The organism is Type-C symbiont of Plautia stali (assembly GCF_059730935.1).
Window position 1 is genome coordinate 1,731,863 of sequence record NZ_AP035923.1, and the last position, 22,723, is coordinate 1,754,585.

At 51.4% G+C, this 22,723-nt stretch carries 28 protein-coding genes and 3 pseudogenes; 18 read left to right on the forward strand and 13 right to left on the reverse strand.

Annotated elements, in window-relative coordinates; genetic code table 11:
- Nucleotides 1–15 precede the first annotated feature (15 nt).
- Nucleotides 16–654 (reverse strand): DUF4145 domain-containing protein, encoded by a 639-nt coding sequence (locus tag AC6I7J_RS07930; protein ID WP_498007091.1) that lies wholly within the window; start codon nt 652–654, stop codon nt 16–18.
- A 38-nt stretch (nt 655–692) separates the two neighbouring features.
- Between AC6I7J_RS07930 and AC6I7J_RS07935 the strand changes: the two are divergent.
- The 4 genes and pseudogenes from AC6I7J_RS07935 to AC6I7J_RS07950 all read left to right on the forward strand — a co-directional run.
- Nucleotides 693–752: pseudogene (locus AC6I7J_RS07935) on the forward strand (terminase small subunit); the annotation flags it as partial.
- Between the two features lie 350 nt (nt 753–1,102).
- Nucleotides 1,103–1,471, forward strand: a pseudogene (locus tag AC6I7J_RS07940) (terminase small subunit-like protein); the annotation flags it as partial.
- A 119-nt stretch (nt 1,472–1,590) separates the two neighbouring features.
- Nucleotides 1,591–2,412 (forward strand): annotated as a pseudogene (gene umuC / locus AC6I7J_RS07945) (translesion error-prone DNA polymerase V subunit UmuC); the annotation flags it as partial.
- Nucleotides 2,406–2,675, forward strand: coding sequence for a hypothetical protein (locus AC6I7J_RS07950; protein ID WP_498007092.1), 270 nt, complete (start codon nt 2,406–2,408; stop codon nt 2,673–2,675). The pseudogene umuC and the gene AC6I7J_RS07950, both read left to right, overlap by 7 nt.
- Before the next feature lie 205 nt (nt 2,676–2,880).
- Here the strand turns inward: AC6I7J_RS07950 and AC6I7J_RS07955 are convergent, their stop codons facing one another.
- The 3 genes from AC6I7J_RS07955 to AC6I7J_RS07965 all read right to left on the reverse strand — a co-directional run bounded on the left by AC6I7J_RS07955 (nt 2,881) and on the right by AC6I7J_RS07965 (nt 3,695).
- Nucleotides 2,881–3,054, reverse strand: coding sequence for a hypothetical protein (locus AC6I7J_RS07955; RefSeq protein ID WP_498007093.1), 174 nt, complete (start codon nt 3,052–3,054; stop codon nt 2,881–2,883).
- Nucleotides 3,055–3,139: 85 nt separating this feature from the next.
- Nucleotides 3,140–3,325: a hypothetical protein gene (locus AC6I7J_RS07960; protein ID WP_058785645.1), complete on the reverse strand. Its 186-nt coding sequence runs from the start codon at nt 3,323–3,325 to the stop codon at nt 3,140–3,142.
- A gap of 169 nt (nt 3,326–3,494) precedes the next feature.
- Nucleotides 3,495–3,695, reverse strand: coding sequence for a hypothetical protein (locus AC6I7J_RS07965; RefSeq protein ID WP_058757398.1), 201 nt, complete (start codon nt 3,693–3,695; stop codon nt 3,495–3,497).
- Between the two features lie 537 nt (nt 3,696–4,232).
- On the opposite strand from AC6I7J_RS07965, the gene AC6I7J_RS07970 reads away from it, so the two are divergent.
- Nucleotides 4,233–4,496: a biofilm/acid-resistance regulator YmgB/AriR gene (locus AC6I7J_RS07970; protein WP_058757399.1), complete on the forward strand. Its 264-nt coding sequence runs from the start codon at nt 4,233–4,235 to the stop codon at nt 4,494–4,496.
- A 277-nt stretch (nt 4,497–4,773) separates the two neighbouring features.
- Nucleotides 4,774–4,959 carry a hypothetical protein gene (locus AC6I7J_RS07975; RefSeq protein ID WP_104188855.1) on the forward strand — a complete coding sequence of 62 codons (186 nt, stop codon included), beginning with the start codon at nt 4,774–4,776 and terminating at the stop codon, nt 4,957–4,959.
- A 39-nt stretch (nt 4,960–4,998) separates the two neighbouring features.
- Here the strand turns inward: AC6I7J_RS07975 and AC6I7J_RS07980 are convergent, their stop codons facing one another.
- On the reverse strand, nt 4,999–6,210 hold the full coding sequence (locus AC6I7J_RS07980) for a diguanylate phosphodiesterase (protein WP_498007094.1): 1,212 nt from the start codon (nt 6,208–6,210) through the stop codon (nt 4,999–5,001).
- Nucleotides 6,211–6,453: 243 nt separating this feature from the next.
- On the opposite strand from AC6I7J_RS07980, the gene AC6I7J_RS07985 reads away from it, so the two are divergent.
- A complete protein-coding gene (locus tag AC6I7J_RS07985; protein WP_211726884.1) occupies nt 6,454–6,702 on the forward strand; it encodes a hypothetical protein in 249 nt (82 codons plus the stop codon).
- 57 nt (nt 6,703–6,759) lie between these two features.
- Here AC6I7J_RS07985 and AC6I7J_RS07990 read toward each other — a convergent pair whose 3' ends face one another.
- Nucleotides 6,760–7,395, reverse strand: coding sequence for a S24 family peptidase (locus tag AC6I7J_RS07990; protein ID WP_132462250.1), 636 nt, complete (start codon nt 7,393–7,395; stop codon nt 6,760–6,762).
- A gap of 141 nt (nt 7,396–7,536) precedes the next feature.
- On the opposite strand from AC6I7J_RS07990, the gene AC6I7J_RS07995 reads away from it, so the two are divergent.
- The 4 genes from AC6I7J_RS07995 to AC6I7J_RS08010 all read left to right on the forward strand — a co-directional run bounded on the left by AC6I7J_RS07995 (nt 7,537) and on the right by AC6I7J_RS08010 (nt 9,245).
- Nucleotides 7,537–7,926, forward strand: coding sequence for a hypothetical protein (locus AC6I7J_RS07995; RefSeq protein ID WP_031280179.1), 390 nt, complete (start codon nt 7,537–7,539; stop codon nt 7,924–7,926).
- Nucleotides 7,907–8,236 (forward strand): hypothetical protein, encoded by a 330-nt coding sequence (locus tag AC6I7J_RS08000; protein ID WP_127834273.1) that lies wholly within the window; start codon nt 7,907–7,909, stop codon nt 8,234–8,236. The genes AC6I7J_RS07995 and AC6I7J_RS08000 overlap by 20 nt, the downstream gene beginning before the upstream one ends.
- 82 nt (nt 8,237–8,318) lie before the next feature.
- The gene (locus tag AC6I7J_RS08005) at nt 8,319–8,828 is read left to right on the forward strand and encodes a hypothetical protein (RefSeq protein ID WP_278428227.1); all 510 of its coding nucleotides are present in this window, start codon (nt 8,319–8,321) and stop codon (nt 8,826–8,828) included.
- A gap of 150 nt (nt 8,829–8,978) precedes the next feature.
- Nucleotides 8,979–9,245, forward strand: a complete 267-nt coding sequence (locus AC6I7J_RS08010; protein WP_021509881.1) for a hypothetical protein — start codon at nt 8,979–8,981, stop codon at nt 9,243–9,245.
- 17 nt (nt 9,246–9,262) lie between these two features.
- Here AC6I7J_RS08010 and AC6I7J_RS08015 read toward each other — a convergent pair whose 3' ends face one another.
- From AC6I7J_RS08015 to AC6I7J_RS08030, 4 genes are all read right to left on the reverse strand, one after another.
- Complete coding sequence (locus AC6I7J_RS08015; protein WP_021509882.1) at nt 9,263–9,502, reverse strand: DinI-like family protein; 240 nt, start codon at nt 9,500–9,502, stop codon at nt 9,263–9,265.
- Between the two features lie 337 nt (nt 9,503–9,839).
- Complete coding sequence (locus AC6I7J_RS08020; RefSeq protein WP_498007095.1) at nt 9,840–10,163, reverse strand: DUF6388 family protein; 324 nt, start codon at nt 10,161–10,163, stop codon at nt 9,840–9,842.
- Between the two features lie 73 nt (nt 10,164–10,236).
- Nucleotides 10,237–11,529: an ABC transporter substrate-binding protein gene (locus AC6I7J_RS08025; RefSeq protein ID WP_498007096.1), complete on the reverse strand. Its 1,293-nt coding sequence runs from the start codon at nt 11,527–11,529 to the stop codon at nt 10,237–10,239.
- Nucleotides 11,530–11,538: 9 nt separating this feature from the next.
- Nucleotides 11,539–13,083 (reverse strand): methyl-accepting chemotaxis protein, encoded by a 1,545-nt coding sequence (locus tag AC6I7J_RS08030; protein ID WP_498007097.1) that lies wholly within the window; start codon nt 13,081–13,083, stop codon nt 11,539–11,541.
- Nucleotides 13,084–13,290: 207 nt separating this feature from the next.
- Between AC6I7J_RS08030 and yedD the strand changes: the two genes are divergently transcribed.
- Nucleotides 13,291–13,752, forward strand: a complete 462-nt coding sequence (gene yedD, locus AC6I7J_RS08035) for a lipoprotein YedD (protein WP_104188863.1) — start codon at nt 13,291–13,293, stop codon at nt 13,750–13,752.
- A 50-nt stretch (nt 13,753–13,802) separates the two neighbouring features.
- Here the strand turns inward: yedD and fliT are convergent, their stop codons facing one another.
- The 3 genes from fliT to fliD are packed head-to-tail and all read right to left on the reverse strand — an operon-like array spanning nt 13,803 to nt 15,985.
- Nucleotides 13,803–14,162, reverse strand: a complete 360-nt coding sequence (gene fliT / locus AC6I7J_RS08040; RefSeq protein WP_136547999.1) for a flagellar protein FliT — start codon at nt 14,160–14,162, stop codon at nt 13,803–13,805.
- The gene (gene fliS, locus AC6I7J_RS08045; protein WP_125311393.1) at nt 14,162–14,566 is read right to left on the reverse strand and encodes a flagellar export chaperone FliS; all 405 of its coding nucleotides are present in this window, start codon (nt 14,564–14,566) and stop codon (nt 14,162–14,164) included. Before fliS ends, fliT begins: the two co-directional genes overlap by 1 nt.
- 12 nt (nt 14,567–14,578) lie before the next feature.
- Nucleotides 14,579–15,985, reverse strand: a complete 1,407-nt coding sequence (fliD, locus tag AC6I7J_RS08050; RefSeq protein ID WP_125311391.1) for a flagellar filament capping protein FliD — start codon at nt 15,983–15,985, stop codon at nt 14,579–14,581.
- A gap of 231 nt (nt 15,986–16,216) precedes the next feature.
- Between fliD and AC6I7J_RS08055 the strand changes: the two genes are divergently transcribed.
- From AC6I7J_RS08055 to AC6I7J_RS08080, 6 genes are all read left to right on the forward strand, one after another.
- Nucleotides 16,217–17,143: a flagellin N-terminal helical domain-containing protein gene (locus tag AC6I7J_RS08055; RefSeq protein ID WP_125311389.1), complete on the forward strand. Its 927-nt coding sequence runs from the start codon at nt 16,217–16,219 to the stop codon at nt 17,141–17,143.
- Nucleotides 17,144–17,374: 231 nt separating this feature from the next.
- Entirely contained in the window at nt 17,375–18,313 is a 939-nt protein-coding gene (locus AC6I7J_RS08060) for a flagellin N-terminal helical domain-containing protein (protein ID WP_132462258.1), read from the forward strand.
- A gap of 201 nt (nt 18,314–18,514) precedes the next feature.
- Nucleotides 18,515–19,450: a flagellin N-terminal helical domain-containing protein gene (locus AC6I7J_RS08065; protein WP_125310805.1), complete on the forward strand. Its 936-nt coding sequence runs from the start codon at nt 18,515–18,517 to the stop codon at nt 19,448–19,450.
- Nucleotides 19,451–19,621: 171 nt separating this feature from the next.
- Nucleotides 19,622–20,749 (forward strand): DegT/DnrJ/EryC1/StrS family aminotransferase, encoded by a 1,128-nt coding sequence (locus AC6I7J_RS08070; RefSeq protein WP_136548190.1) that lies wholly within the window; start codon nt 19,622–19,624, stop codon nt 20,747–20,749.
- Entirely contained in the window at nt 20,746–21,909 is a 1,164-nt protein-coding gene (locus AC6I7J_RS08075) for an ATP-grasp domain-containing protein (protein WP_498007098.1), read from the forward strand. Before AC6I7J_RS08070 ends, AC6I7J_RS08075 begins: the two co-directional genes overlap by 4 nt.
- Nucleotides 21,902–22,690 (forward strand): class I SAM-dependent methyltransferase, encoded by a 789-nt coding sequence (locus AC6I7J_RS08080; RefSeq protein ID WP_136545833.1) that lies wholly within the window; start codon nt 21,902–21,904, stop codon nt 22,688–22,690. Before AC6I7J_RS08075 ends, AC6I7J_RS08080 begins: the two co-directional genes overlap by 8 nt.
- The last annotated feature ends 33 nt before the right edge of the window (nt 22,691–22,723 follow it).

Sequence of the window (22,723 nt, forward strand, 5' to 3'; positions counted from 1 at the left end):
ACGATGGAATTACCTTCACGGCACTTCTCGCTTATCCCGGACTAACGCTGGTAATGTAAATGCGTAAGTTAGAAAAACCTCAGTAAACTTAATTAGTTGATCAACCTCATCTTGGCTGAACTCTTCATCTGAATGTACGGCGCCATTTGTATCAATTCGAACTATGTGAGCCCAGTCAGCCATTTCTTGAGTTATAAGACCCTGCTCGCGAAGGGCAGAAATGCGACGTACAAGCTTGTCTTCATTACCAAGATGTAAGTGCTTAGTGGCTATATCAATAACTTTGCGGCAGTTCATGGCGCTAGTTTCATACCTGCCCCTTGAAAAATCTTCCTTGGACTCCATGAAAAATTTAGACGCCCTTTCTGGCGTAGATGAAGGTGCAACAAAAGATTTTACTTCAGGATAAGTTGCAAGAACGGAGGTTCTATCGTTTCTGTTAACAACTATCGGATAAATGGAGTGATGCGCTATGACGGATGGACCGCCGGCCTCATTTGATAGTACTTCCGCAACCATAAGTTTAAAACATGATTGGCATTGAAAAACCAGAGAATGCTTATAAGGCTCAAGGATAGCTTGCTTGATAAATTGCATATAAGCATTTTCCTTTAAGCAATGCGGGCATGTTGCGTCAATTGATATTTCTGCCATCTCACAATTTCCATATCATCAAGGAATAATATAAGGCACTTACCGACAAACAAGAAATGTTCTGTCGCGAGTACCTCATCGATTTGAACGCAGAGTAAAAAATGGTGTAAAGAGGGAATCAAAATTATGACAAGGTAGAGCTTTTTGGAAGTAGGAACGCAGCCCCACAACCAAGCGTAAAAAGTAAGACGTCATTCATTGTCACATCATTTGTTTGGTGGAAAACCTTGCGGTACACAGCTTGGCACATCTGAATTGATTTCTTCATGGCGTTACTCCTTGCTCGGATTGTTACATTCATCATGGATAGTGTTTTTGGGATCAAAGGCCACCAAAGCAGCCCTACCGTTATTACATTTTTCACAGTCTGAATGACGTCACCTTCGCAGCTTCCAAAAAGCTCTGCAGGCAATATTGATCGAATCGAAAAAAAATTAAAGGAAAATTTATGGCGACCAAAGCTAAAACTGGCCGCACTTCTGATTATCTACCAGAGGTGGCTGCTGATATCTGTTCACTGCTTGCTGATGGTGAAAGCCTGCGCAAAGTCTTTGAGCGATCAGGTATGTCCGGAAAGGCGACCGTATTCCGCTTGTTGGCTCAGCATGAAGACTTTCGAGACCAATACGCAAAGGCCACGGATACTCGGGCAAACGCAATTTTCGAAGAAATATTCGACACTGCCGATGAGGTGGCTGAGGAATCAGCAGCTGTCGCAAAAACTCGTCTGCTTATCGATACGCGCTAGTGGGCGTTGACCCGAATGAATAATCCGAAGAAGTACGGCGACAAAGTCAGACAGGAAATCGAGCACAAGTCATCTGATGGCAGCATGGCAACTAAGCCGACAACCATCCAGCTACTCCCCGTTGAGCCAAAAGCATTAGTCATGCCGTTCAGCTTCCGCTCCCCACTAAGCTCGCTCCACTGTTCACCGCTAACCATGCAGCCAAGAAGTGGACGAAGATCGGCGGCGTGCTGGACCTGTCGAACATCGACCGTCAGCGCAAGCTTATGTCGCTGGTGCCGGTGGAGGATGTATGGGGCGTCGGCCGGCGCATCAGTAAGAAGCTGAACGCCATGGGCATCATGACCGCAAAAGACCTGTCAGAGCAAAGCACCTACACCATCCGTAAACACTTCAACGTTGTGCTGGAGAGAACCGTCAGAGAGCTGCGCGGTGAGCCATGCCTACAGCTGGAAGAGTTCGCGCCCACCAAACAGCAGATCGTCTGCTCCCGTTCATTCGGCTCCCGGATAACCAAATACGACGACATGCGCGAAGCCATATGCACCTTCGCCGCGCGGGCTGCAAGTAAGCTGCGCGGAGAGCGCCAGTATTGCACGCAGATAGCCGTGTTCGTCCGGACCAGCCCTCACGCCGTGGGTGAAGTTTTCTACGGCAACCAGTCGACCGGCAAGGTGCTCACGCCAACCAACGACACGCGCGACATCATCCGGGTAGCCACTGAAGCGCTCGATCGCATCTGGCTTGAAGGACACCGCTACATGAAGGCTGGCGTGATGCTGGGCGATTTCTACAGCGAAGGCGTGTCGCAGCTGAATCTGTTTGATGAAAACAAACCACAGGCCAACAGCGAAGCGCTGATGCGCGTGATGGATGGTCTTAACCTGAGCGGGAAGGGGAATCTATGGTTCGCAGGGCAGGGTATACAGAACACGTGGGCGATGAAGCGCGAGATGCTTTCGCCGGCATATACCACAAAAGTTTCCGACCTGCCGGTGGTCCGGTGCTGATCACCTCGCGTCCGTCTGAAACGCTCCACGTTCCGACGTGCGATGGCGTGGCGATTATCGACAGGTCAGTGCGGCCAAAGGTGGGTGACACAATCTACTTTGTGGCTTTCGGCATCTGCCAGCTTGGCATGCTGGGTCGCGATTACATCACCTGCGAGGATGGAGAAACGTTCGAGGGAGAGGCGCTGGAAGAGATTACGATCATTGGCGTGCAGACATGGGGAGTGATATCGGCGCGGGAGGATAACCGGCCGATAATCTGAGTGGTAGCACATATGAAGCACAAAAAAATACCGCAAATCACCGTAAAACGACCTTGTGGGTACTTCGTGACTTGCGGTATGTCTCTGTTACAGCCTATAGCAACCTAAAACAACTTAACCCTACAAATCCGTAGGGGAAATCATAAGCATGCAGGTTTAGCGGCGCGCAATAAAAAACCGCCTGAGAGAGGCGGTTTCGTCAGGGTCAGGGCAGTGACAGTTGTTCGCTGATCGTCCTGTAGCCCTGTTCAGCGAAGCGTTGCTTGCTGATGGCATCGTTTTTGGTGGGTTCAAACCAGGCACCTTCTCCACTGGTTGAGAAAAACCAGACTTCTGGCTGTTCTGCGCCGCGCTGCACCCAATAAAATCCTTCCTGCATTATCATGTCCTCCTCACAGGAATATAGTTCAGCTACGCTGCGCTTAACAGCGTAACTGACAATATTCTCACCTGCAGACGAAAACCTAAGCAGATTGCACCTCTTCCGGTGGCATCAGTTTGCCACTGAGAAGTTTAAAACCGGCAGATTTAAAACGAGGCAGAGAAAGCGGTATCGGCTCCATCGGGCGATAAAAACCGCGTCCAGCATCCCAGTACCATACCTCAGGCTCAGTTGTGCTGCTGCCTACCCAGTAAAAACCCGTATCCATCAGTGCTCTCCAGAAATGAATGAAGGCACGCCTTCTCTAATTTCCGCAAAATAATGTCTTAATTAAACTCAATGATCAATCTCGGTTGCCGCTTCGCTTATTAACGCCAGCAGTCAGCGGCCACGAAAATAACATCCGGTGGGTCGGTCCAGATATCATCGAAGGTATTTTACTGATCCTGATAAGGATCTTTTTTGTCATCCTGACTGTCATCGCGTGTACGCGGGATTTCGCCGTGCTCACGAGCATCATCATGGGCTGGATGATCATCTTCCTCATAAGCATTACCTGCATGCGGCGCGGCTTCCGGTAAACCCTTGTGTACCTCGCCCTCGTTTTTACGCTCCTTGTTGGTTTCGTGTTGTTTCATCTTTCTCTCCAGCAGGGGTTTTGTTGTGATGAATTTTAGCTGATCGGTGGCCGTTTCTGGCGGCCGTAATCGTTTTCACACTCTACACGCAGAACGGCTAAATTGTACAGTTTTGCAAAGTTGTACAAGTTTACGGGGGCTGTATAGAAGTGCACGCGTCAGCAAGGAGTAAAAATAATTTTGTTGAGCAGAAAGAGAGGCTTAGCACAGCGCCTGATATTTTATTCAGGTTAACTGCATGATTTTTCCTGCGAAAATGGTGATTTATTGTTGAAGGGAATGGCGAAATTATTGTGCAAATCTCCTCTGACCACACGAAATGCTAACTAAATTGTTGTACAAGTTTTCCATCTTTGTATAACTTCTCGCTTGTGGCAGTCAGTCACACGTAACGAATGATGCTTTGCATCGCCTCTGAAGGTGTTGTGGATTTCCACTTTCAGAGGCTGCTTTTTTACCTGTGCTGAATCAAAAATTAACCTGAGTAACCGATTAATCGCTGTAGTTTTCACTGCAGCTCACCCGATGAGGCTTGTTATGAAACAGAATGCATCGACGTCAGCAGAGTCTCAATTGTCAGAATATTTTCAGCACGCCGGCTCAGAATATGCCAGTGAAAAAGAGGTCATCGCGCTGATTTACAAACAGCTGGCGGCGGTGAAACTGCGCGTGAGCAATAAAGATATTATTCTGGCGCTGCTGGAGCGATTAGAGTCTGAACATGACGTGGTTCAGCTGGATATTTATCGCCAGGCACTGGAACTTATTGTTCAGCGCACGCCTGACGATATCGCTTCCTGAAACCTGTGTCTGTCGTACTCCACTCCATTGCCGAAACACGGACGTTTAGTTGCCTGTTTGTTTCGCCCCTTAGCTTAGGGGCATTTATTCTCTTCGCGTCTCGTTTCCTGCCTGAATAAGCCCAGCGTGAAATGCACAATTGCCTCTATTCTCTGCTACAGTATTTAGCTGGAGTAAGCTTTCATGCAAGCAGGGTTACTCATTACGCCAGAGGGCGTATCACTTTATCGGGCACGCATGAATGTCTGATTCGCGGCTCAGGCCGCTGGGCAAACCTATGAATGATGGTTATTACTGGATTAAAGATGGCGAGCGCTATCCGGAAGTGTGGCTGTACCAGAAGCAGTTTGGCTGGTTTCGCCCGTGCAGCGCGGTGCCAATGACGCAGCGTACCTTTGAGATGATGAAGTACGTAGTGCTGAGTGAACGGCTGGAAGAACCGGCGCGTGAGACTGAGTGTTAAGCCTGTGACCGCCGTAATTACGGCGGTCAGCGTGTGCAGTTACTTGATCTCCGGCCAGGCCACTGCCGGAAAACCATTAAACTGCGGACGGGCAAACAGATAGCCCTGGAATTGACTGACACCGACCGCTTCCAGCCACATCCACTCCTCTGCTTTCTCCACGCCTTCAGCAATCACCGCGATCTCCAGCGAAGCGCAGCACTTAATAATGGCATGCACAATCGCCTGTTTTGGGCCGCTTTTGTGCACGTCACTGATGATTTCCCGATCGATTTTGATCTTATCCGGCTGGAATTTAGACAGCAGCGACAACCCCGCAAACCCGGCACCAAAGTCATCCAGCGCCAGGCTGATACCGGCCGCCTTAAGTTTTCTTACTTCTGCCGTAAATTCTTCAGCACGCGAGATGATTTCATTCTCCGTCACTTCCACCACGATCTGCTCCGGTACCAGACCGTTGGCCGCGATTTCCTGCAGCAGGAAATCCACCGCATTCGGGACGGTGACCAGTGACATTGGCAGCAGATTGATGGTCAGCGTCTGCTCGCCGAGGCCGAGATTTTTCGCCAGGTTGAAGGCCAGACTTTTGGACTGAATATCAGCATGGTAAATCGCATCACCGCCAAACGCAGAGAAGTACTCCTGCGGTGAACCGCCGTCCGGTGTGCGAATCAGCGCTTCATAGGCCTTAATACGCCGCGAGAAGGGATCAACAATCGGCTGAAACGCAAACCGGCAATCCTGTACATAGTGTTGCAGACTCTCCAGCTGACGCTGGCTTTCCGCATCAGTAATAAATTCCCAGGTATTGGCCGGCGGGATCTCGAAATAGTTCTCTTTTTCCCGCGCCTCAACGAAGGTGCGCAGGAACTGCAGTGCACGGTCGTCATAGGTCAGCTGGTAACGCGACGTGCCTTTATCCAGCACCGCCTGCAGTACGCTGGATTTGTCGTGCTCGCGCAGGTCAAACAGCTCCATTCCGACGTTACCAAAGCGCCGGGCTGGCGCGAAGTCATGCATCAGCTCCACCAGATTGTGATGGCGGGCGTCGCGGCAGATACGGTCGTAAATGCCCTGAACGGCCTGATCGGGTCCTTCAAGCAGCTGGAAGAAATGCCGTCCATCAAATAACAGAATGCCGGTGACATCTGAAACTTCGTTTTTCTTATTGGCTTTGCCAACCATATCCTCCAGCGTTTTGATGGGAACGTGATCATAGAGATGGCTGCGGTAAAGGATGGTAGTCAGCATGAGATTGTCCGGCGCTATCGTTATTTTGCCTTACATTAACAGCCAGACGGCAGGATCTGTCCAGCGCTTAGACGCGTAATCGTTAACTATTTTATTAAATTCCACTTAACCGAAGCGGCTGGCGGGGCACGGCAGGGGGAATTTTTACTCAACCGCTGGCCAGCGGCGTGAACGATAAATAAATTCGATTGAAAGGATAAATGAAAAGCGTATCGTTAGCCGGGTTAACCGGAGGTGATAAAGATGTTGCGTGATTATTTGAAGATTGATGAAAGCGATCGTTTAGTTGAGCAGAGCTTGTTACGCCTGCATAACCGGGGACAGGAAGATGTCACCGAATGGCATATTGTCGGTGCCAACGGTGAGCACAAGGGCAGCGTGGCGCTGTTCGATAAACTGAGTAACCGCCGCTCTTACCGCGTCAGTTACCGTATAACGCAAACCGATCCCGAGGGAAGGGTGGTCGTCGATCATCTCACCGACACGTTGTGATTTTTGCCGTAGTCTTTTGTTGGATTTGACCCGCCGCGTGGCGGGTTTTTTGCTGCTTCAGCGGCTGCCGCGCCGCCGCATTTCCACCAGCGTGCCAATCAGTTCCAGCGTACTTTTCTGACTCTGCTGCACGGGAAAATCTTCGTTCAGCGGCCGTAACGAGAAAATTTGCTCGTCGTGCATCCGAATAATTCGCACCATCGCGACGTCGTCTACCCGTGCCAGCACCACATCGCCCGGCTGGGGCACGCGTTGCGGATCAAAGATCAACCGGTCGCCGGCGCGATACGCCGGGTTCATGGCGTCATCTTCCAGCGTTACCGCCAGCGCACTGTCGCTCAGTGCTTCGTCACTGTAAAGAAAGCGGACGGCCTGCTGCTGCCACTGCAGTCGCTGCTCATCCAGCCAGTCCGCGGCCTGCACCAGCGTGACCAGCGGCACGGCAGTGAGAGCGGGGGAAGCGTGCGTACTGGCAAACGGCTGGCCGTCGCCATCAATAATCCACGCCGCGCTACACTGCAGCAACTCCGCCAGCCGCAGCAGATGCTCACCACGCGGCACCGTCTCTTCTTTCTCCCACTGCGAAACCGCAACGTGCGACACGCCAATGCCATTGGCCAGTGCCTGCTGCGTTAATTTCAGTGCCTTACGGCGCTGGCGAATGCGCTCACCACCAGATTCTTTTTTCATCATCTTGACAACTCCTCCAGGCTTGACTTAAGTATACTTAAAATCATTATTTAAAGTAAACTTAAATATGCCGCTGGCCGTGATACTGGCGAGGGAGGTCAGCGGGGTGTCCGGCTAACCCTCGCCAGGTGAGAGAGGTAGGGCATGGAGAGTAGTTTGGTCACCAGCGTAGGCGCACTGCTGCTTGGCGGTGGCGCGGCAGCGGTGTTCTGGAAACCCCTGATGGCGGGGATCGCGTCTATCGTCACCAGCAATCGCGCGGGCGGCGAGATCATCACCAGCTACAAAGAGCAGGTGCTGCTTCTCAAGGAGAGCCATGCGCTGATGCGCCAGGAAAACGATGAACTGCGCATCCGTCACGACAAAAACCTGCGGCGTATCTCATCGCTGGAGACCGATCTGCGTTTGATCAAGAACGCACTCGGTATCCTGCTGGCGACCACCGAAGCCGAGCACAGCGATAAGTTTCGCAGCCAGATAAATCAATTGATCACCACTCTGGAGGAGAACCGCGATGGTGCAGATAAACAGTGAACTGCTGGTGCGAAGCCACCGCCGTCATTTGATGCTGGGTGGCCTGCTGATGCTGTTATCGCTGCTGTGTGTGGCGATGACCATTCTGTTTCTTTACGTCAATAACGACGCCAACCGGCGCGTGGAGGAGATTCGCCAGCAGTACCGGGCAATCTCCGATCGACGCGAAGCAAAGGTCGCCGAACTGACCAGCCAACTGGTTGAGCTGCAGAAAAAGCTGGATGCTCAGCCGCCGCGCAGCGCCAGCCACACCTCAACGCCCTCCACGCCGCCGGCCGGGCAGCAAACCGCGCCACAGCCGCGGCGCTAAGGAGGACCAGATGCGTATTACCGAGCGGATCGCAGTCCGTTTGCAGCAACTGCGGTCTTTATTTAGCAATAAGGAGAAAATTATGAGCGATCAAACTGTCATCAACCCAACCAGCGCTGCGGCGCAACAGGCATTGTCACCGCTGGAGAGTTTTGCCAACGAAACGGCCAGCGCGCCGGCTGCCGCTAACAGCGCAGCTGATAGCGTTGCCCAGCCAGCAACGCCGCCGGCAGCCGCAACGCCAGCTGCGCAACCGGCAGCGCCCGCCAGCGCTGAGCAACCGTTTCATGCGGATGCTCCGGTCGATCTCGATCAGCAGCTGGCAACGCAGGATACGCTGGCGAACGGCTCGGCCAGCGCAGGCGCCTCGGCGGCCGCCACGCCTGGCGTGCGCAACGCGCAGACCGCCGCACCGGTTGCTGTCCCCGACGCGCCGGTGGCTGCGACCGCCGCCAGCGATGCGGTGGCGCAGGATATCAGCGCCGGGGTGAAGGACTTTGTCCAGGCTTTCAGCTTTGTTGAACAGGGCGTGCTGAAGCTGGGCAGCGCCGCGAAGGATGAACTGATTGCGCTGGCGAAGAAGTATCTGTAATTCAAACGGGCACAACAAAGGGACCGGGATGTCCCTTTTCCCTGCGGCTACATACTTCGGATAATTCTGCAGGCGGCTTCGCTATTATCTGCTAACTTTAATTGCTCAGGCGTTATTTTAACTGGCTTTATCAGCAAAAAGGAAAATAGCATGAGTGATACAGAGGCAATCAAAACCAAAACTGACTACCTGCGTGATGTCACCTCACAGCTAAAAGAGATGCGTCACTATGCGCAGACCAACACTGAGACGCTTTCCAGCCACTGGCTGGCCTTTGATGCCGGGGAGTACAAGGATAAAGAGTACGCCACGCGTTTTGATGCGCTGATCAACAAGCAGGGACAGCTGCTGGATGATATCGATCAGGCGATTCAGGATCTGGAAATCGCCATCAATCACAGCGAGCAGGAAAGCTAAGCGCGGCAGCTGGTGGCCTAATCGGCCACCAGCCACATCTCGGCTTCATCGAACATCTCTTCAACAATACGCGCAATTGTCGCCTTGTCGTTTTTACTCATATCGGTTTCGATGGCGTTTCGCTCCATCGGCTTAACCCGCACCTCCAGATCCGGAAAGACGCGCTGCACGCGTTTCTCCAGCTCCTGCAAAATCATTTCGCGCGCGCCCGGTAAACCGGCTACGTTGCGCTTGTCGTAAATCAGCTCCACAAACATCAGGGCATTCCAGTAATCAAAGTGGGAGCGTCATATTACTGTAAATAAAACCAGTGACAAGCGGCAGGGCGGCAATTATTTTCATACGGGTGAAACAGCGCGGCGTAAAGATGCAACGACAGGGGAGTAAAGCGGGCAAAAGCAGAGGGCGCACGCAAAAAATCGAACCTCTGGAGGTGGAAATCCAGCAACACCTCCAGAGGCGGTGCAATAGCACCTTTCGTTCAAGGACAATCGACGACAGTCGTCGTGAGTGTTAAGTTATACAACTTTTCCCATCTTGTACAACTTTTTCCCCGGAAATTTCTCTCCGATCGCCTTTTTATCAGTACATCGCTTATAACTCGTTCTTAATACAGAACTCTTCCCACGTCATACCCAGTGCTCCCGCGTGAGATTTTAGATAGGTTTCAATCGCTTGTGCAGCAACCGCTTTATCCGGTTCCGCCAGCTGGATGGAGAACAGCATGCCGTCGAGCTTCTTCTGCCGCAGAAACGCGGCATAGATGCGCTCGGCGTGCCAGGCGCGCAGTTCACGCAGGGACATATTGGCGGCGCGCGCATCACTCTCACTCAGTTCATCCAGCGCGGACTGAAAATCAGGGTGGGCGGTGAAAAACAGGCTGCGGGCCAGGGCGTAATACTCTTCAGGGGTTTTCATTGGAGGGTTCCTGCCGGTCAAATTGCGCGTTAGTGTAACCCGCACACGGCGACTTGTCAGGAACCCCGAATGTTTACTGCTGTGCGGCTTGCAGGCGCGTCACGTCCTGCTGATTTTTTTCCAGCGTTTGGTCCACCGTCAGCTTGCCCTGCAGCAGTGCCGCCAGATTCTGCCCGACGGCGTTACCCATCTGATCAAAGCCAGCAATACTGACGTACTGCACACCGGTGTAAGGTACGGTGTTCAATGTCGGTTGATCGACGGTGGCGGATTCAATCGCGCTGCGCACCTGAGCGGCGTAAGGCGCCAGGCGCTGATAGTTTGGCTGCTGGTAGGTGGAGTTGCGGCTGCCGGGTGGCACCGCTCCCCAGCCGACGGTATCCGCAACCTGCTGAATATACTGCCGCGAGGTCGCCCAGCTGATGAAGTCCACGGCGGCGGCGCGCTGCGGTGAGTTAGCCGGTACTGCCAGCGCCCACGACCACAGCCAGTGCGAGCCGTTGCGCGTAATGCCGCCCGGCGCCGGCGCAAACGCCAGCTTGTCCGCTACCAGCGAGATCTGCGGGTTAATCAGCAGCCCGGCGGCGACGGTACTGTCGATCCACATCGCGCATTTGCCCTGCGCGGTAAGACGCAGGATCTGGCCAAAGCTATTGCTGGCCGTATCCGGCGGACCGTCCTGTTTCACCATCGCCAGATAATCGGTCAATACCTCACGCCACTCTGGCGAATTCAGCGTCGGCTGCCAGCGATCGTCAAACCACTGCGCACCATAGGCGTTGGCCATGGTGGTGAGCAGGGCCACGTTATCGCCCCAGCCGGGCTGGCCGCGCAGGCACAGGCCATAGATACCGTGCTGAGGATCGGTGAGTTTCGCCGCGAAATTTTTGATGTCGGTCCAGTCGGGATCGTCCGGCATGGTCAGCCCTTTTGCCGCAAACAGATCTTTGCGGTAATAGGTCATGCTGCTTTCCCCGTAAAACGGTAGCGCGTACAGCGTTTGCTGCCAGGACAGTGCTTTGCGCACCGGCGTCAGCAGATCGTCTCTGTCATACTCTGGCGGCAGGTTATTGAGCGGCGCCAGCCAGCCTTTTTTACCCCACAGCGGCGCTTCATAGGTACCCACGGTAATCACATCAAATTTTGCGTCACCGCTGTTCATGGCTGCCAGCACCGCCTGGCGCAGGGCACCATCATCCATCACGTGCCACTGCAGTTTCACGTCCGGATGCTGCTGTTCATAACGGCTCGACAGCTGCTGCATGATAGTCATGTCACCATTGGCAATGGTGGCGATATTGAGCGTGGTGGCGGCCTGGCTGAGCAGCGGCAGCGCGGCCAGCAGCGCGATTATGGTACGCTTCATGGCGGCTCCTTATGGCTGCTGCAGGCGGAAGAACGCCATTTTTTCCACCAGCAAACCGGCATGCTGGCTCACCGTCTGGCTGGCCGCGCTGGCCTGCTGCACCAGCGACGCATTCTGCTGAGTAGCGCCATCCATCTGGATTACTGCGGTGTTTACCTGCTCAATACCGCTCGATTGCTGGCGGCTGGCCACGGCGATCTCGCCAACGATATCCACCATGCGCGCCACGCCGTGATTGATGTCGTTGAGCATCTCGCCAGAGCGCTGCACCAGCGCGCTGCCGGCTTCGACTTTACCCACGCTGGCATCGATCAGCGCTTTGATCTCCTGTGCAGCACCGGCCGAACGCTGCGCCAGCTGTCGCACCTCTGACGCCACCACCGCGAAGCCGCGTCCCTGTTCCCCGGCGCGCGCCGCTTCCACCGCCGCATTGAGCGCCAGCAGGTTGGTCTGGAAGGCGATTTCATCAATTACGCGGTTGATATCCGCGATGCGCTTGCTGGAGGATTCAATCTCCTCCATCGCACTCACCGCGTCGCGCAGTACACCGCTGCCGCGCTCGGCCTGATGGCGCACATCGCTTGCCAGCTCGTTGGCCTGTGCGGCGTTGTCCGCGTTGTGTTTCACCGTGGCGGTCATCTGCTCCATACTGGCCGCAGTCTGCTCCAGCGAACTGGCCTGCGCGTGGGTGCGCTCCGACAGATCGTCGTTGCCATCCGCCATCTGCCGTGCCGCATCGCTCAGTGCATGGGCACTTTCGCCCACCTCGCGCACGATCTCCGCCAGCCGCACATCCATGCGCAGCAGCGCCTGCATCAGTTCCCCCATCTCATCGCGCGTTACCGTACCGATACGGTGATTGAGCTCGCCGCCGGCAATGGCATCCGCCAGTTCGCGCGCCTGGGCGATGGAACGGTTAATCGAGCGGAACAGCAGCCAGCCGGAGACCAGCGCCAGACTCAGACCCAACAGCAGGATGGCGATCAGGCTATTGCGTGCCAGCAGGTAGTCGCGGTTGCCCTGTTGCCAGGCCGTCTGCGCATGCTGCCGCATCAGCGTATCCAGCTGGTCAATGTCCTGCTGCAGCAACTGGCTGCCGCTGCGCAGGCGGGTTTCGATGACCACCAGTGCGGCGGACGGGTTACCGCCTTTCAGCAGCTCACCGGCTTCATGCAGCGCACCCTGCCAGCCGTCGAGATGGGTCAGGAAGCGCTGGCTCAGCGGTTTGGTCTGCGCATCAAACGCCAGCTGCTGCCAGGTATGGCGATCGGCGTTGATTTGCTGACCGTACTGCGCAATGCGCGCCAGGCGTTTTTCTACTTCACTGCTGTCGGTCCAGTAGCGCAGCGCATCGAACAGGGTAGCGGATTGCTCCTGCACCATGCGGTACAGGCGTGAAGAGTATTGCAGCGGGAGCAGCTCGTTCTGATAGGCATTTTGCGCGCGCTGATCGGCAGCGCGCAGGCCGATAATTCCCCAGACGGCAGCAATAATCAGTAACAGGCACAGCAGGCTGACAATCGCAGCCAGACGTGCGCGAAGGGTCAATCGCATAACAGCGTTCTCCGAAACCAGGGTGAGTAAGTCGTCAATATTGTTATGGGTGCAGGTGCTTTAGACTTCACATCAGGTTATCGGCGAAGAGTTGAACAGCTTGAGGGCGCCGGAGAAAGAGAAGGGGGATTCCACCGCAGATACCTTGCGTCACGCCGGGAAAACATTATAACGTAGCCGCCATTGATGCGAGTGTAGGGACCGAAGATGAAAAAGTGGATGGTACTGGCCGCGCTGGCGCTGAGCGGCTGTGCGCAAATCAACAGTTATGACGAAGCGGTAAAAACCCCGGCACCGCTGGAGCTGCAGGGTAACTGGCAGACGATGGGACCGCAGAGCAAGCTGATCAGCAGCGAGGCCATGGCCAGCCTGATCGTCAGCGCTGATGGCGCTACCCTTGACTGCCGCCAGTGGCAGCGGGTGATTGCCAAACCGGGCAAGCTGACGCGCCTGGATGATGACTGGGTTAACGTTAACCGTCAGGCGCGTGTGATGCCGCTCTCGCTGGAGAACGGTGAGCTGCACTACGATGGCCTGACGCTGCGTAAAGTGGATCGCCCAACCGTCGAGTGCCAGCAGGCGCTGGACGAAGTGGCAAAGCGTCCTGGCGACGCGGTGATTCAGGATATTGAGCCGCAGATTCTCAGGCCGGTCACGGCAGAGAAATAATCCGATTGCGCGGGTAAGGCCACAGTGCCGTTACCCGCGCAATCTGTGGATTAAAGGTTCCCCGGGTAGAGTACCTTGTTAGAAAAGCGGCCATAGGCTGAGGTGACTTTTTGTTGTTGCGACGTTGTTTGTACCAGCGATCGCAGTTCATCCATGCGCTCAGCCAGTAACGTCTTCATCAAGACTTCATTATCCAGTATCTGTTTAATCAGTGCGCGAATTTGCACACGCAGGGCCGCAGGGAGTGCACCCGGATCCTGATTACGTGCCATGCTCTCGACGTTGCGGACATAAGTACTTTCATTCGCCACCAGATCATCCCACAGTCCTTCCCGCGCCTGATTCAGCATAGTGCTACTTAACTTCAGTAACTGCTGATATCCCTGCAACACATCGCCAGGTGCCATCATCAGTAAGATTCCTGTACGTGATGAGGACCAATTTGCTTCCATGCATCGGCGATATTGGTGAGTAATCCTTCAACCTCGACAATGGCCTCTGCATCATTACGCAGGTTAGCTTCAAGCAAACGTCGTGTCATGTAGTCATACAGGTTGTCGAGGTTTGCGGAGAGTTCACCGCCCACCTCATGATTTAATCCTGCGCGTAAGCCGTTGGTAATAATATTGATGGCTTTGGAAAGTGCCTGGCCTTTACCGGGAATGTCGCCCTGTTCCATCAAAATAGTAGCTTTTTTCATGGCGCTGAGTGCGCCATCAAATAGCAAAACTACCAGCTGGTGTGGGCTGGCACTTAACACGGCACTCTCCAGACCGACCTGTGCGTAGGCCTGCGTTCCAGATTTTGCGTACATTTTTAACTCCTGTTAACTGCTCATCGCCGCAAACTGCTGCGTCAGATAGTTCTGGGTTTGCGTCATGGATGAGACCAGCGTATTCAGATTCGTGAACTGGGTTTTGTAGCGCGCCATAGTGGCGGTAATCTGAGCATTCACACGGTCGTAATCATCAGACAATTTCTTCAGTGTCTTGTTGATACCGTCTGTGGCGTTTTGCACTGAACCATCAGTGCCCAGGATCTGGTCGAGATAGTTACTGGTCTGCGTTGCGAAGCCAGTCGTTTTACCGTCACCTGACAGGAACGTCACGACATCTGCGGATTTTTCATCCAGCGCTTTATTCAGTTTGGTGCTGTCGACGGTCAGCTTGCCGTTAATATCCTGAGTGATACCAATCTGAGAAAGCAGTGAAATACTGCCGCCGCTCTGGGCACTGGTGGACAGCTTGGAGCGCAGGCTGGTCTGAATGTTACGCAGCGTGCCGTCGCCCAGCAGATCGCCATTACTGGTATCCTGGGACGTACTGCCCTGATCTACGGCAGTGTACTTCGTCTGGTTACTAATGGTGGTTTGCAGCGAGTTATACGCATCAACATAGGCCTGCACCGCAGCGATCATCGGCGCATTATCCTTGGTGACTGATAAGGTCTCCGGGCTGCCGGTATTGGTTTTGGTCAGGTTCAGCGTGACGCCTTCCGGCGCATCAGTAATGGTGTTGCTGCTGCGGGTGATGGCGACGCCGTTGATGCTCAGTTTGGCGTCGGCAGCGGTTACCTGCTCTGTCATGCCATTGCTGCTGCCACCTTTAGTAAAACCAATGTACTGCGCCAGGGCGCTGTCATCGGTAGAAACCGTCATCTCGTTGGTGGTGCCGGTATCACGCGAGGTCAGCGCCAGATAATAGGTATTGTCATCGGATTTGATGATACTGGCGGTAACGCTGCCCTGCTGTTTGTTAATCGCATCTTTAATGTCTGTCAGGCTGGTTTGATCTTTGCTCAGCGTGATGGTCATTGGGTCTTTCTGACCCGGTTGCGTAATGGTGATAGTGCGCGAGGCGAGGCTGGAATCGCCTAAATCGCCATCTTTACTGGTCGCGCTTTTCGACAGCAGCGACTGCGCTTTAGCCAGTTGGGTAACTTCAACCGAAAAGTTACCGGCTGCCGCGTCATTGGCCAGCGTGGCGGTGAACGCAGTGTTGGTGCTGCTGACTTTGGTTGAGGCAATAGCAGAGGTATCTTTTAAGGCCGCTGCGGCCGTTTGCACTTTTGCCAGTGCAGTTTGTACCACACCCCAGGCCGTTAATTTTGCTTTATAAGACGTTTGCTGCTGCGTAATTGGCGTCAGGTTCGCTTGTTCAGCGGTTTGAAGCTGGTCATACAAATCGCTTAAGCCGAGGCTGTTACCGGCATTGAGGTTGCTTACACTTGCCATGTTGGAATCCTTAGGGTTGACGATCACTGGAGAGAGTATCGGCAGCGTTGTAAGGAATATTAGAGAAGGTGAAAAAAAACAATAAGCCAAATAGGGTCGAAATCGTGGCGTGTTTCTGGCCTTTAAAAAAAAGCTAAGGTTTTTATCCGGGTCGACGATAACCATAACAAGCTAATTGGCCTCGGGCCATAAGCCCGATTGAAACCCACTTTTAGAATACAGGACATCATCATGGCCGTTATTAATACGAATACCCTGTCTCTGGTTACCCAGAACAACCTGAACAAATCTCAGTCTTCCCTGGGCACGGCGATTGAGCGCCTGTCTTCCGGCCTGCGCATCAACAGCGCTAAAGATGATGCTGCAGGTCAGGCGATTGCTAACCGCTTCACCTCTAACATCAACGGCCTGACTGTTGCTGCCCGTAACGCCAACGACGGTATCTCTCTGGCACAGACTGCTGAAGGCGCGCTGTCCGAGATCAACAACAACCTGCAGCGTGTGCGTGACCTGACCGTGCAGGCGCAGAACAGCTCCAACTCGGCTTCAGACATCGACTCCATCCAGGCTGAAGTTAACCAGCGTATGGAAGAGATCAACCGCGTTACTGCACAAACTGATTTCAACGGTATCAAAGTACTGAACACCGGTTCTGGTTCTAAAGATTACAGCTTCCAGGTGGGTTCAAAAGACGCCGAGACTATCTCCATTACTATTAGCTCAAGTAACGGTTATAACCTGGCGAAAGCAGGGGCTACTGGTACTGCACTGAACACCCGTACTATGGGCACTGGCGATACAGTTAACGGTACTGCTCGTGCAACTCAGGCAGTAGGTTTTGACGTACTTAAAGGCTCTGTAAGTGCTTCTGGTACCGCAGCCGGCACAACACCGCTGGCTGATATTGATGCTGCCATCAAATCTGTCGATTCACAGCGCAGCCTGCTGGGTGCCTCGCAGAACCGCTTTGAATCTACCATTACCAACCTGAATAACACGGTGAACAACCTCTCAGCTGCGCGCAGCCGTATTCAGGATTCTGACTACGCGACCGAAGTGTCGAACATGTCGCGCGCGCAGATCCTGCAGCAGGCAGGTTCCTCGGTGCTGGCTCAGGCCAACCAGGTACCACAGACCATGCTGTCATTGCTGCGCTAATCGCCAGCACCATAAAAAACGGAGCCAATGTGCTCCGTTTTTTTTGGCCGTTGTTCTTGGCTTTTATTCAGCTTAATCTTCTATTCATATGTCTGGATTAATTTTTAAATTCTTTGGCATTCTTTTATTAAAGATAGTGAAGTTTTCCCGGATGGTGTCGATAACTTTTATACGGTGAGTAACCGCAGGCCTGAAGGGCTGAATCCACTTACTTAATAAAGGATATTTGCTATGGCAGTGATTAATACCAATACATTATCGCTGGTTACCCAGAACAACCTGAACAAATCTCAGTCTTCTCTGGGCACGGCGATTGAGCGCCTGTCTTCCGGCCTGCGCATCAACAGCGCTAAAGATGATGCTGCAGGTCAGGCGATTGCTAACCGCTTCACCTCTAACATCAACGGCCTGACTGTTGCTGCCCGTAACGCCAACGACGGTATCTCTCTGGCACAGACCGCTGAAGGCGCGTTGTCCGAGATCAACAACAACCTGCAGCGTGTGCGTGACCTGACCGTGCAGGCGCAGAACAGCTCCAACTCGGCTTCAGACATCGACTCCATCCAGGCTGAAGTTAACCAGCGTATGGAAGAGATCAACCGCGTCACTGCGCAAACTGACTTCAACGGTATCAAAGTACTGAACACCGGTTCTGGTTCCAAAGATTACAGTTTCCAGGTTGGCTCTAAAGATGCTGAAACCATCGCTATCACCATTAGTTCCAGTGATGGTTATAACCTGGCGAAAGCGGGCACCGGTACGGGCACTGCTCTTAACACCCGCGCCATGGCTTCCGGAACAGATTTAGTCAATGGTTCTGCACGTACAACTGCTGCAATTGGTTTTGACGTACTGAAAGGTAAAGTGACCGGTGGTGCATCTGGCGCCGCTTCTGGTACCACGCCACTGGCAGACATCGATGCAGCGATCAAATCTGTTGACTCGCAGCGCAGCCTGCTGGGTGCCTCACAGAACCGCTTTGAGTCGACCATCACCAACCTGAACAATACCGTGAACAACCTGTCAGCTGCGCGCAGCCGTATTCAGGATTCTGACTACGCGACAGAAGTGTCGAACATGTCGCGCGCGCAGATCCTGCAGCAGGCAGGTTCTTCTGTGCTGGCGCAGGCCAACCAGGTACCACAAACCATGCTGTCTCTGTTACGTTAATTACGCGTACAGTCAAAAAGCTCCCAATTGGGAGCTTTTTTTTTCAAAGTGTTTACTTTGCCAGCATTCAAAAATTCAGTCGTAATTTTAATAAAATCATCATTAAAGGTTGTTCGCCTCCTGCCGATAAATTTTCACGACGGCGTGATTGCCTCAGGCTTGATCGAGCCTGCATCCACTATCTGTTGAAGGAAAAATATTATGGCAGTAATTAATACTAACACCTTGTCACTGGTCACCCAGAACAACCTGAACAAATCTCAGTCTTCCCTGGGCACGGCGATTGAGCGCCTGTCTTCCGGCCTGCGCATCAACAGCGCTAAAGATGATGCTGCAGGTCAGGCGATTGCTAACCGCTTCACCTCTAACATCAACGGCCTGACCGTTGCTGCCCGTAACGCCAACGACGGTATCTCTCTGGCACAGACCGCTGAAGGCGCGCTGTCCGAGATCAACAACAACCTGCAGCGTGTGCGTGACCTGACCGTACAGGCGCAGAACAGCTCGAACTCTGCCTCAGACATCGACTCCATCCAGGCTGAAGTTAACCAGCGTATGGAAGAGATCAACCGCGTAACGTCGCAGACCGACTTCAACGGCATCAAAGTGCTGAACACCGGTTCTGGCACCAAAGATTATAGCTTCCAGGTGGGTTCAAAAGACGCCGAGACCATCTCCATTACGATCAGCTCAAGCGACAAGTTCAACCTCGCTAAGACTGGAGTCACTGGCGGTACTGCACTGAATACCCGTAGCATGGGTACGGGTGACACTGTCAATGGAACTGCACGTGCTACAGAAGCTGTCGGTTTTGATGTTCTCAAGGGCAAGGTTACCGGCGGTGCATCGGGTACAGCAGCTGGCTCGACGCCACTGGCCGATATCGATGACGCGATCAAATCAGTAGACGCACAGCGCAGCCTGCTGGGTGCCTCACAGAACCGCTTCGAGTCAACCATCACCAACCTGAACAATACCGTTAACAACCTGTCAGCTGCGCGCAGCCGTATTCAGGATTCTGATTACGCGACAGAAGTATCAAACATGTCGCGCGCGCAGATCCTGCAGCAGGCAGGTTCTTCGGTACTGGCGCAGGCCAACCAGGTGCCACAGACCATGCTGTCTCTGCTGCGTTAATATTGCCGCTTATTTCAAAGCCCTGCCATTGGCAGGGCTTTTTTTTACAAATAGTAATAACCGGGAATGAGAAGGTTTTATAGCGCTTATACTGCGATTGCATACGAAACTCCTGAGTAGACTTAACCGATATGGTTTTGTCTATTCAATGAACGTTATGCAGGAGAGGGTATGAATAACAATCTAATGGTGACCAGTCCACTATTGCCACCGCTTGATGAGTTTATCCCCTATCTGGAAGATATCTGGCAGAGCAAACGACTTACCAATGGTGGCCCTTTTCATCAACAACTTGAGCAGGCACTGGCTGATTATCTCGGCGTGCAGCACCTGAGCTTGTTTGCTAACGGAACGCTTGCTCTTGTGACAGCATTACAGGCATTGCGTATCACCGGCGAAGTCATCACAACCCCGTACTCCTTTGTGGCGACATCGCATTCTTTATTATGGAACGATATTAAGCCGGTATTTGTAGATATTGATCCGATCAGCTGCAATCTTGATCCTGCTAAAATTGAAGCAGCGATTACGCCTCAAACTACAGCAATCATGCCAGTTCATTGCTATGGCATACCCTGTGATGTTGATGCCATCCAGGAAATCGCCGATAAGTATGGTCTGAAGGTAATTTACGATGCTGCACATGCTTTCGCCGTGAAACGAGAAAATGAAAGTGTATTACTGCATGGTGATCTGTCCATTTTAAGCTTTCATGCTACAAAAGTATTTAATACATTTGAAGGTGGGGCGATTATTTGTCCAAATGAAAAAATAAAACGTCGTATTGATTACCTCAAGAACTTTGGATTCGCAGATGAGACGACAGTTGTCGCTGCAGGAATCAATGGTAAAATGAACGAGGTACAGGCTGCATTTGGATTATTGCAGCTGAAACATGTGGATAATGCTTTTCAGTGTCGGGCTGAAATATTTCAAAAATATGTTAATGCACTATCAGGCATTCAAGGCGTCTCTTTTAGCCATCTATCCGAAAACCTTGAATGGAATTATGCATATTGCGCAATTTTTATTGACGATACTCTTTTCCCAATGACAAGGGATGAGTTATATCAACAATTTAAAAAACAGGGAATATATGTACGTCGGTATTTCTACCCGTTAATTTCAGAATTTCCAATGTATAAGAATTATAGCTCCTCAGCTGTGGAAAACTTGCCTAATGCTATGGCTATTTCAAGAAAGGTGCTCTGTCTGCCGATCTATCCAACATTGAGTGAGCAAGAGCAGGATGACATTATTCAGGTAATTCTGGCTGCTGGTCAGGTTAAAGCAGCATGACGACCAAAAACTACACAAGATATGTTATTTTTAGCGGCGCTAATGAGAGGGCTATAATTGCCTCTTGCCGCTATTTTATAAGTAATAAAATTAGATTCTCCATAATTTCACGTCCCGCTGGCGATAAAGTGACCAGCACAAGTTATCGTCGATATATCCATGCAATCAGAAAGCAAGATGAATTAGATATAGAGGATATGCTACATTGCGTAAAAGAAATAACAAAGAAATTTCCAACTGATAAATTAATGTTGTTGCCGACGGCTGAGTCAATTAATCGTATTTATTTGAATTTTCGTCAACGGTTTATCACTACAGGACTTCATAGTGATCTATGCGATGAGGAGACTTATATGTTAATTTCTAACAAGTCGTCTTTTATCGCTCTGCTGGAGAGTTTTGGACTGGAAGCTCCAAAACAGATTAATGATCCCTGCGAGTTGGATATCCCATTCGTTGCCAAGCCGCTACGGGAATTTTCCCAGCAATCTGGTGAAAAATTGTATCCGGAATTAATTTTAGATAATTGTGGCCTTAGTAAACATCAGAAAATAAAAAATAAGAGCGATTATTTCTATCAAAAATATATAGACGGTGCCAGCTATTACTTTCTGATGAGAGTTAACAAGGATGGTACGGCTCAGATTTGCTACCAGCGAAACTTATTGCAGCAGGCGAATGGTAAATCAATGATTGCTGCCCAAGCTTGCGATTGTCCTGATCTTCTTTTTGAACAACGGATTATTGATGCATTTACTAGCGTAGATTTCTACGGATTGGTAATGGTTGAAATTATGATTAGTGAAGGCAAGAGTTGGGTAATTGAAGCAAATCCTCGCTTGTGGGGACCTTTTCAGCTTGCTATCCAGCAAGGCATGTCGCCTGTAGATAATCTTGTTAATTCGAAAAAAGAAAATAAAAATACCAGTAACTATTTGTGGCTTAACGGATTAATTGAGACATGGGTCAAAGGTGGAAAGGTAAGGGACTATTTTTCACTGAATGAATCTTCTCTGTTTTTTATTTTAAAATCTATACCAAGAGACATCTATCTTCATAGGGATACCTGGCGTCTTTTTTTTCTGGAGTTGAGAAAAAACTTTTCCATGTATTATTTCAATAAATTAAATGTTTTTAAGTGGGTGAAGCGCAATGAATAATAATTTAATCGATGAAATTAAAGACAGATTGAAGTCAGAATCCAGTTCTGGCAAACATGCGCTGTACCAGGTATTGCCTGAAGAGCTACGTATTAGGCTTGGTCATGTTGATTATAATCCAGGTTCTCGTTCCGAAGAGGCACGCCTGGATTATATTAAAAATAAAATAAAAATCAAAGACAAGGTGATATTTGATATTGGATGTAACCTGGGTTTTTTCTCACTCTCGTTTCTCAGTTTAGGCGCGGCGCATTTAATCTGTTATGAAGGCAATAAAAACCATGCCGACTTTGTGAAGCAAGCTGCAAATTTACTGGGATACCAAGAAGTAATTACAGTTAACAATAGTTATTATGAGTTTTCAGACTCCTCACTAAGAGCCGATGTTGGCTTGCTTCTAAACGTTTTACACCATGTTGGCGATGACTATGGTGATGCATCCGTTTCAAAAAATAATGCCAGGCATAAAATAATTGAACAGCTAAATAAGGTATCTGAAAGCTGTGAAACATTGATTTTTCAGTTAGGGTTTAACTGGCGCGGTGATAGTAAACTTCCACTTTTTACAACAGGTACAAAAAAAGAGTTGATTGAGTTTATCACTGAAGGAATTGAAGGGTTTTGGCAGATTGAGAGTATTGCTGTAGCTCAAGTTAAGACGGATAAAGAGGTTGTTTATGAGTCGATCAATGAAGGCAATCTGCAGCGGGACGATGCTTTAGGCGAGTTTCTTAATCGGCCTTTATTTATCCTTAAAAGTTTGCGTTATAAACGTAATTAATTTCTGCTGATATTTAACCTCAGTAAGCGGTGA

Bases quoted from the DNA above. Each gene is read 5' to 3' on its own strand.
- AC6I7J_RS07930 (WP_498007091.1), bottom strand. From the start codon at position 654: ATGGCAGAAATATCAATTGACGCAACATGCCCGCATTGCTTAAAGGAA.
- AC6I7J_RS07955 (WP_498007093.1), bottom strand. From the start codon at position 3,054: ATGCAGGAAGGATTTTATTGGGTGCAGCGCGGCGCAGAACAGCCAGAA.
- AC6I7J_RS07960 (WP_058785645.1), bottom strand. From the start codon at position 3,325: ATGGATACGGGTTTTTACTGGGTAGGCAGCAGCACAACTGAGCCTGAG.
- AC6I7J_RS07965 (WP_058757398.1), bottom strand. From the start codon at position 3,695: ATGAAACAACACGAAACCAACAAGGAGCGTAAAAACGAGGGCGAGGTA.
- AC6I7J_RS07970 (WP_058757399.1), top strand. From the start codon at position 4,233: ATGAAACAGAATGCATCGACGTCAGCAGAGTCTCAATTGTCAGAATAT.
- AC6I7J_RS07975 (WP_104188855.1), top strand. From the start codon at position 4,774: ATGAATGATGGTTATTACTGGATTAAAGATGGCGAGCGCTATCCGGAA.
- AC6I7J_RS07980 (WP_498007094.1), bottom strand. From the start codon at position 6,210: ATGCTGACTACCATCCTTTACCGCAGCCATCTCTATGATCACGTTCCC.
- AC6I7J_RS07985 (WP_211726884.1), top strand. From the start codon at position 6,454: ATGTTGCGTGATTATTTGAAGATTGATGAAAGCGATCGTTTAGTTGAG.
- AC6I7J_RS07990 (WP_132462250.1), bottom strand. From the start codon at position 7,395: ATGATGAAAAAAGAATCTGGTGGTGAGCGCATTCGCCAGCGCCGTAAG.
- AC6I7J_RS07995 (WP_031280179.1), top strand. From the start codon at position 7,537: ATGGAGAGTAGTTTGGTCACCAGCGTAGGCGCACTGCTGCTTGGCGGT.
- AC6I7J_RS08000 (WP_127834273.1), top strand. From the start codon at position 7,907: ATGGTGCAGATAAACAGTGAACTGCTGGTGCGAAGCCACCGCCGTCAT.
- AC6I7J_RS08005 (WP_278428227.1), top strand. From the start codon at position 8,319: ATGAGCGATCAAACTGTCATCAACCCAACCAGCGCTGCGGCGCAACAG.
- AC6I7J_RS08010 (WP_021509881.1), top strand. From the start codon at position 8,979: ATGAGTGATACAGAGGCAATCAAAACCAAAACTGACTACCTGCGTGAT.
- AC6I7J_RS08015 (WP_021509882.1), bottom strand. From the start codon at position 9,502: ATGTTTGTGGAGCTGATTTACGACAAGCGCAACGTAGCCGGTTTACCG.
- AC6I7J_RS08020 (WP_498007095.1), bottom strand. From the start codon at position 10,163: ATGAAAACCCCTGAAGAGTATTACGCCCTGGCCCGCAGCCTGTTTTTC.
- AC6I7J_RS08025 (WP_498007096.1), bottom strand. From the start codon at position 11,529: ATGAAGCGTACCATAATCGCGCTGCTGGCCGCGCTGCCGCTGCTCAGC.
- AC6I7J_RS08030 (WP_498007097.1), bottom strand. From the start codon at position 13,083: ATGCGATTGACCCTTCGCGCACGTCTGGCTGCGATTGTCAGCCTGCTG.
- yedD (WP_104188863.1), top strand. From the start codon at position 13,291: ATGAAAAAGTGGATGGTACTGGCCGCGCTGGCGCTGAGCGGCTGTGCG.
- fliT (WP_136547999.1), bottom strand. From the start codon at position 14,162: ATGATGGCACCTGGCGATGTGTTGCAGGGATATCAGCAGTTACTGAAG.
- fliS (WP_125311393.1), bottom strand. From the start codon at position 14,566: ATGTACGCAAAATCTGGAACGCAGGCCTACGCACAGGTCGGTCTGGAG.
- fliD (WP_125311391.1), bottom strand. From the start codon at position 15,985: ATGGCAAGTGTAAGCAACCTCAATGCCGGTAACAGCCTCGGCTTAAGC.
- AC6I7J_RS08055 (WP_125311389.1), top strand. From the start codon at position 16,217: ATGGCCGTTATTAATACGAATACCCTGTCTCTGGTTACCCAGAACAAC.
- AC6I7J_RS08060 (WP_132462258.1), top strand. From the start codon at position 17,375: ATGGCAGTGATTAATACCAATACATTATCGCTGGTTACCCAGAACAAC.
- AC6I7J_RS08065 (WP_125310805.1), top strand. From the start codon at position 18,515: ATGGCAGTAATTAATACTAACACCTTGTCACTGGTCACCCAGAACAAC.
- AC6I7J_RS08070 (WP_136548190.1), top strand. From the start codon at position 19,622: ATGAATAACAATCTAATGGTGACCAGTCCACTATTGCCACCGCTTGAT.
- AC6I7J_RS08075 (WP_498007098.1), top strand. From the start codon at position 20,746: ATGACGACCAAAAACTACACAAGATATGTTATTTTTAGCGGCGCTAAT.
- AC6I7J_RS08080 (WP_136545833.1), top strand. From the start codon at position 21,902: ATGAATAATAATTTAATCGATGAAATTAAAGACAGATTGAAGTCAGAA.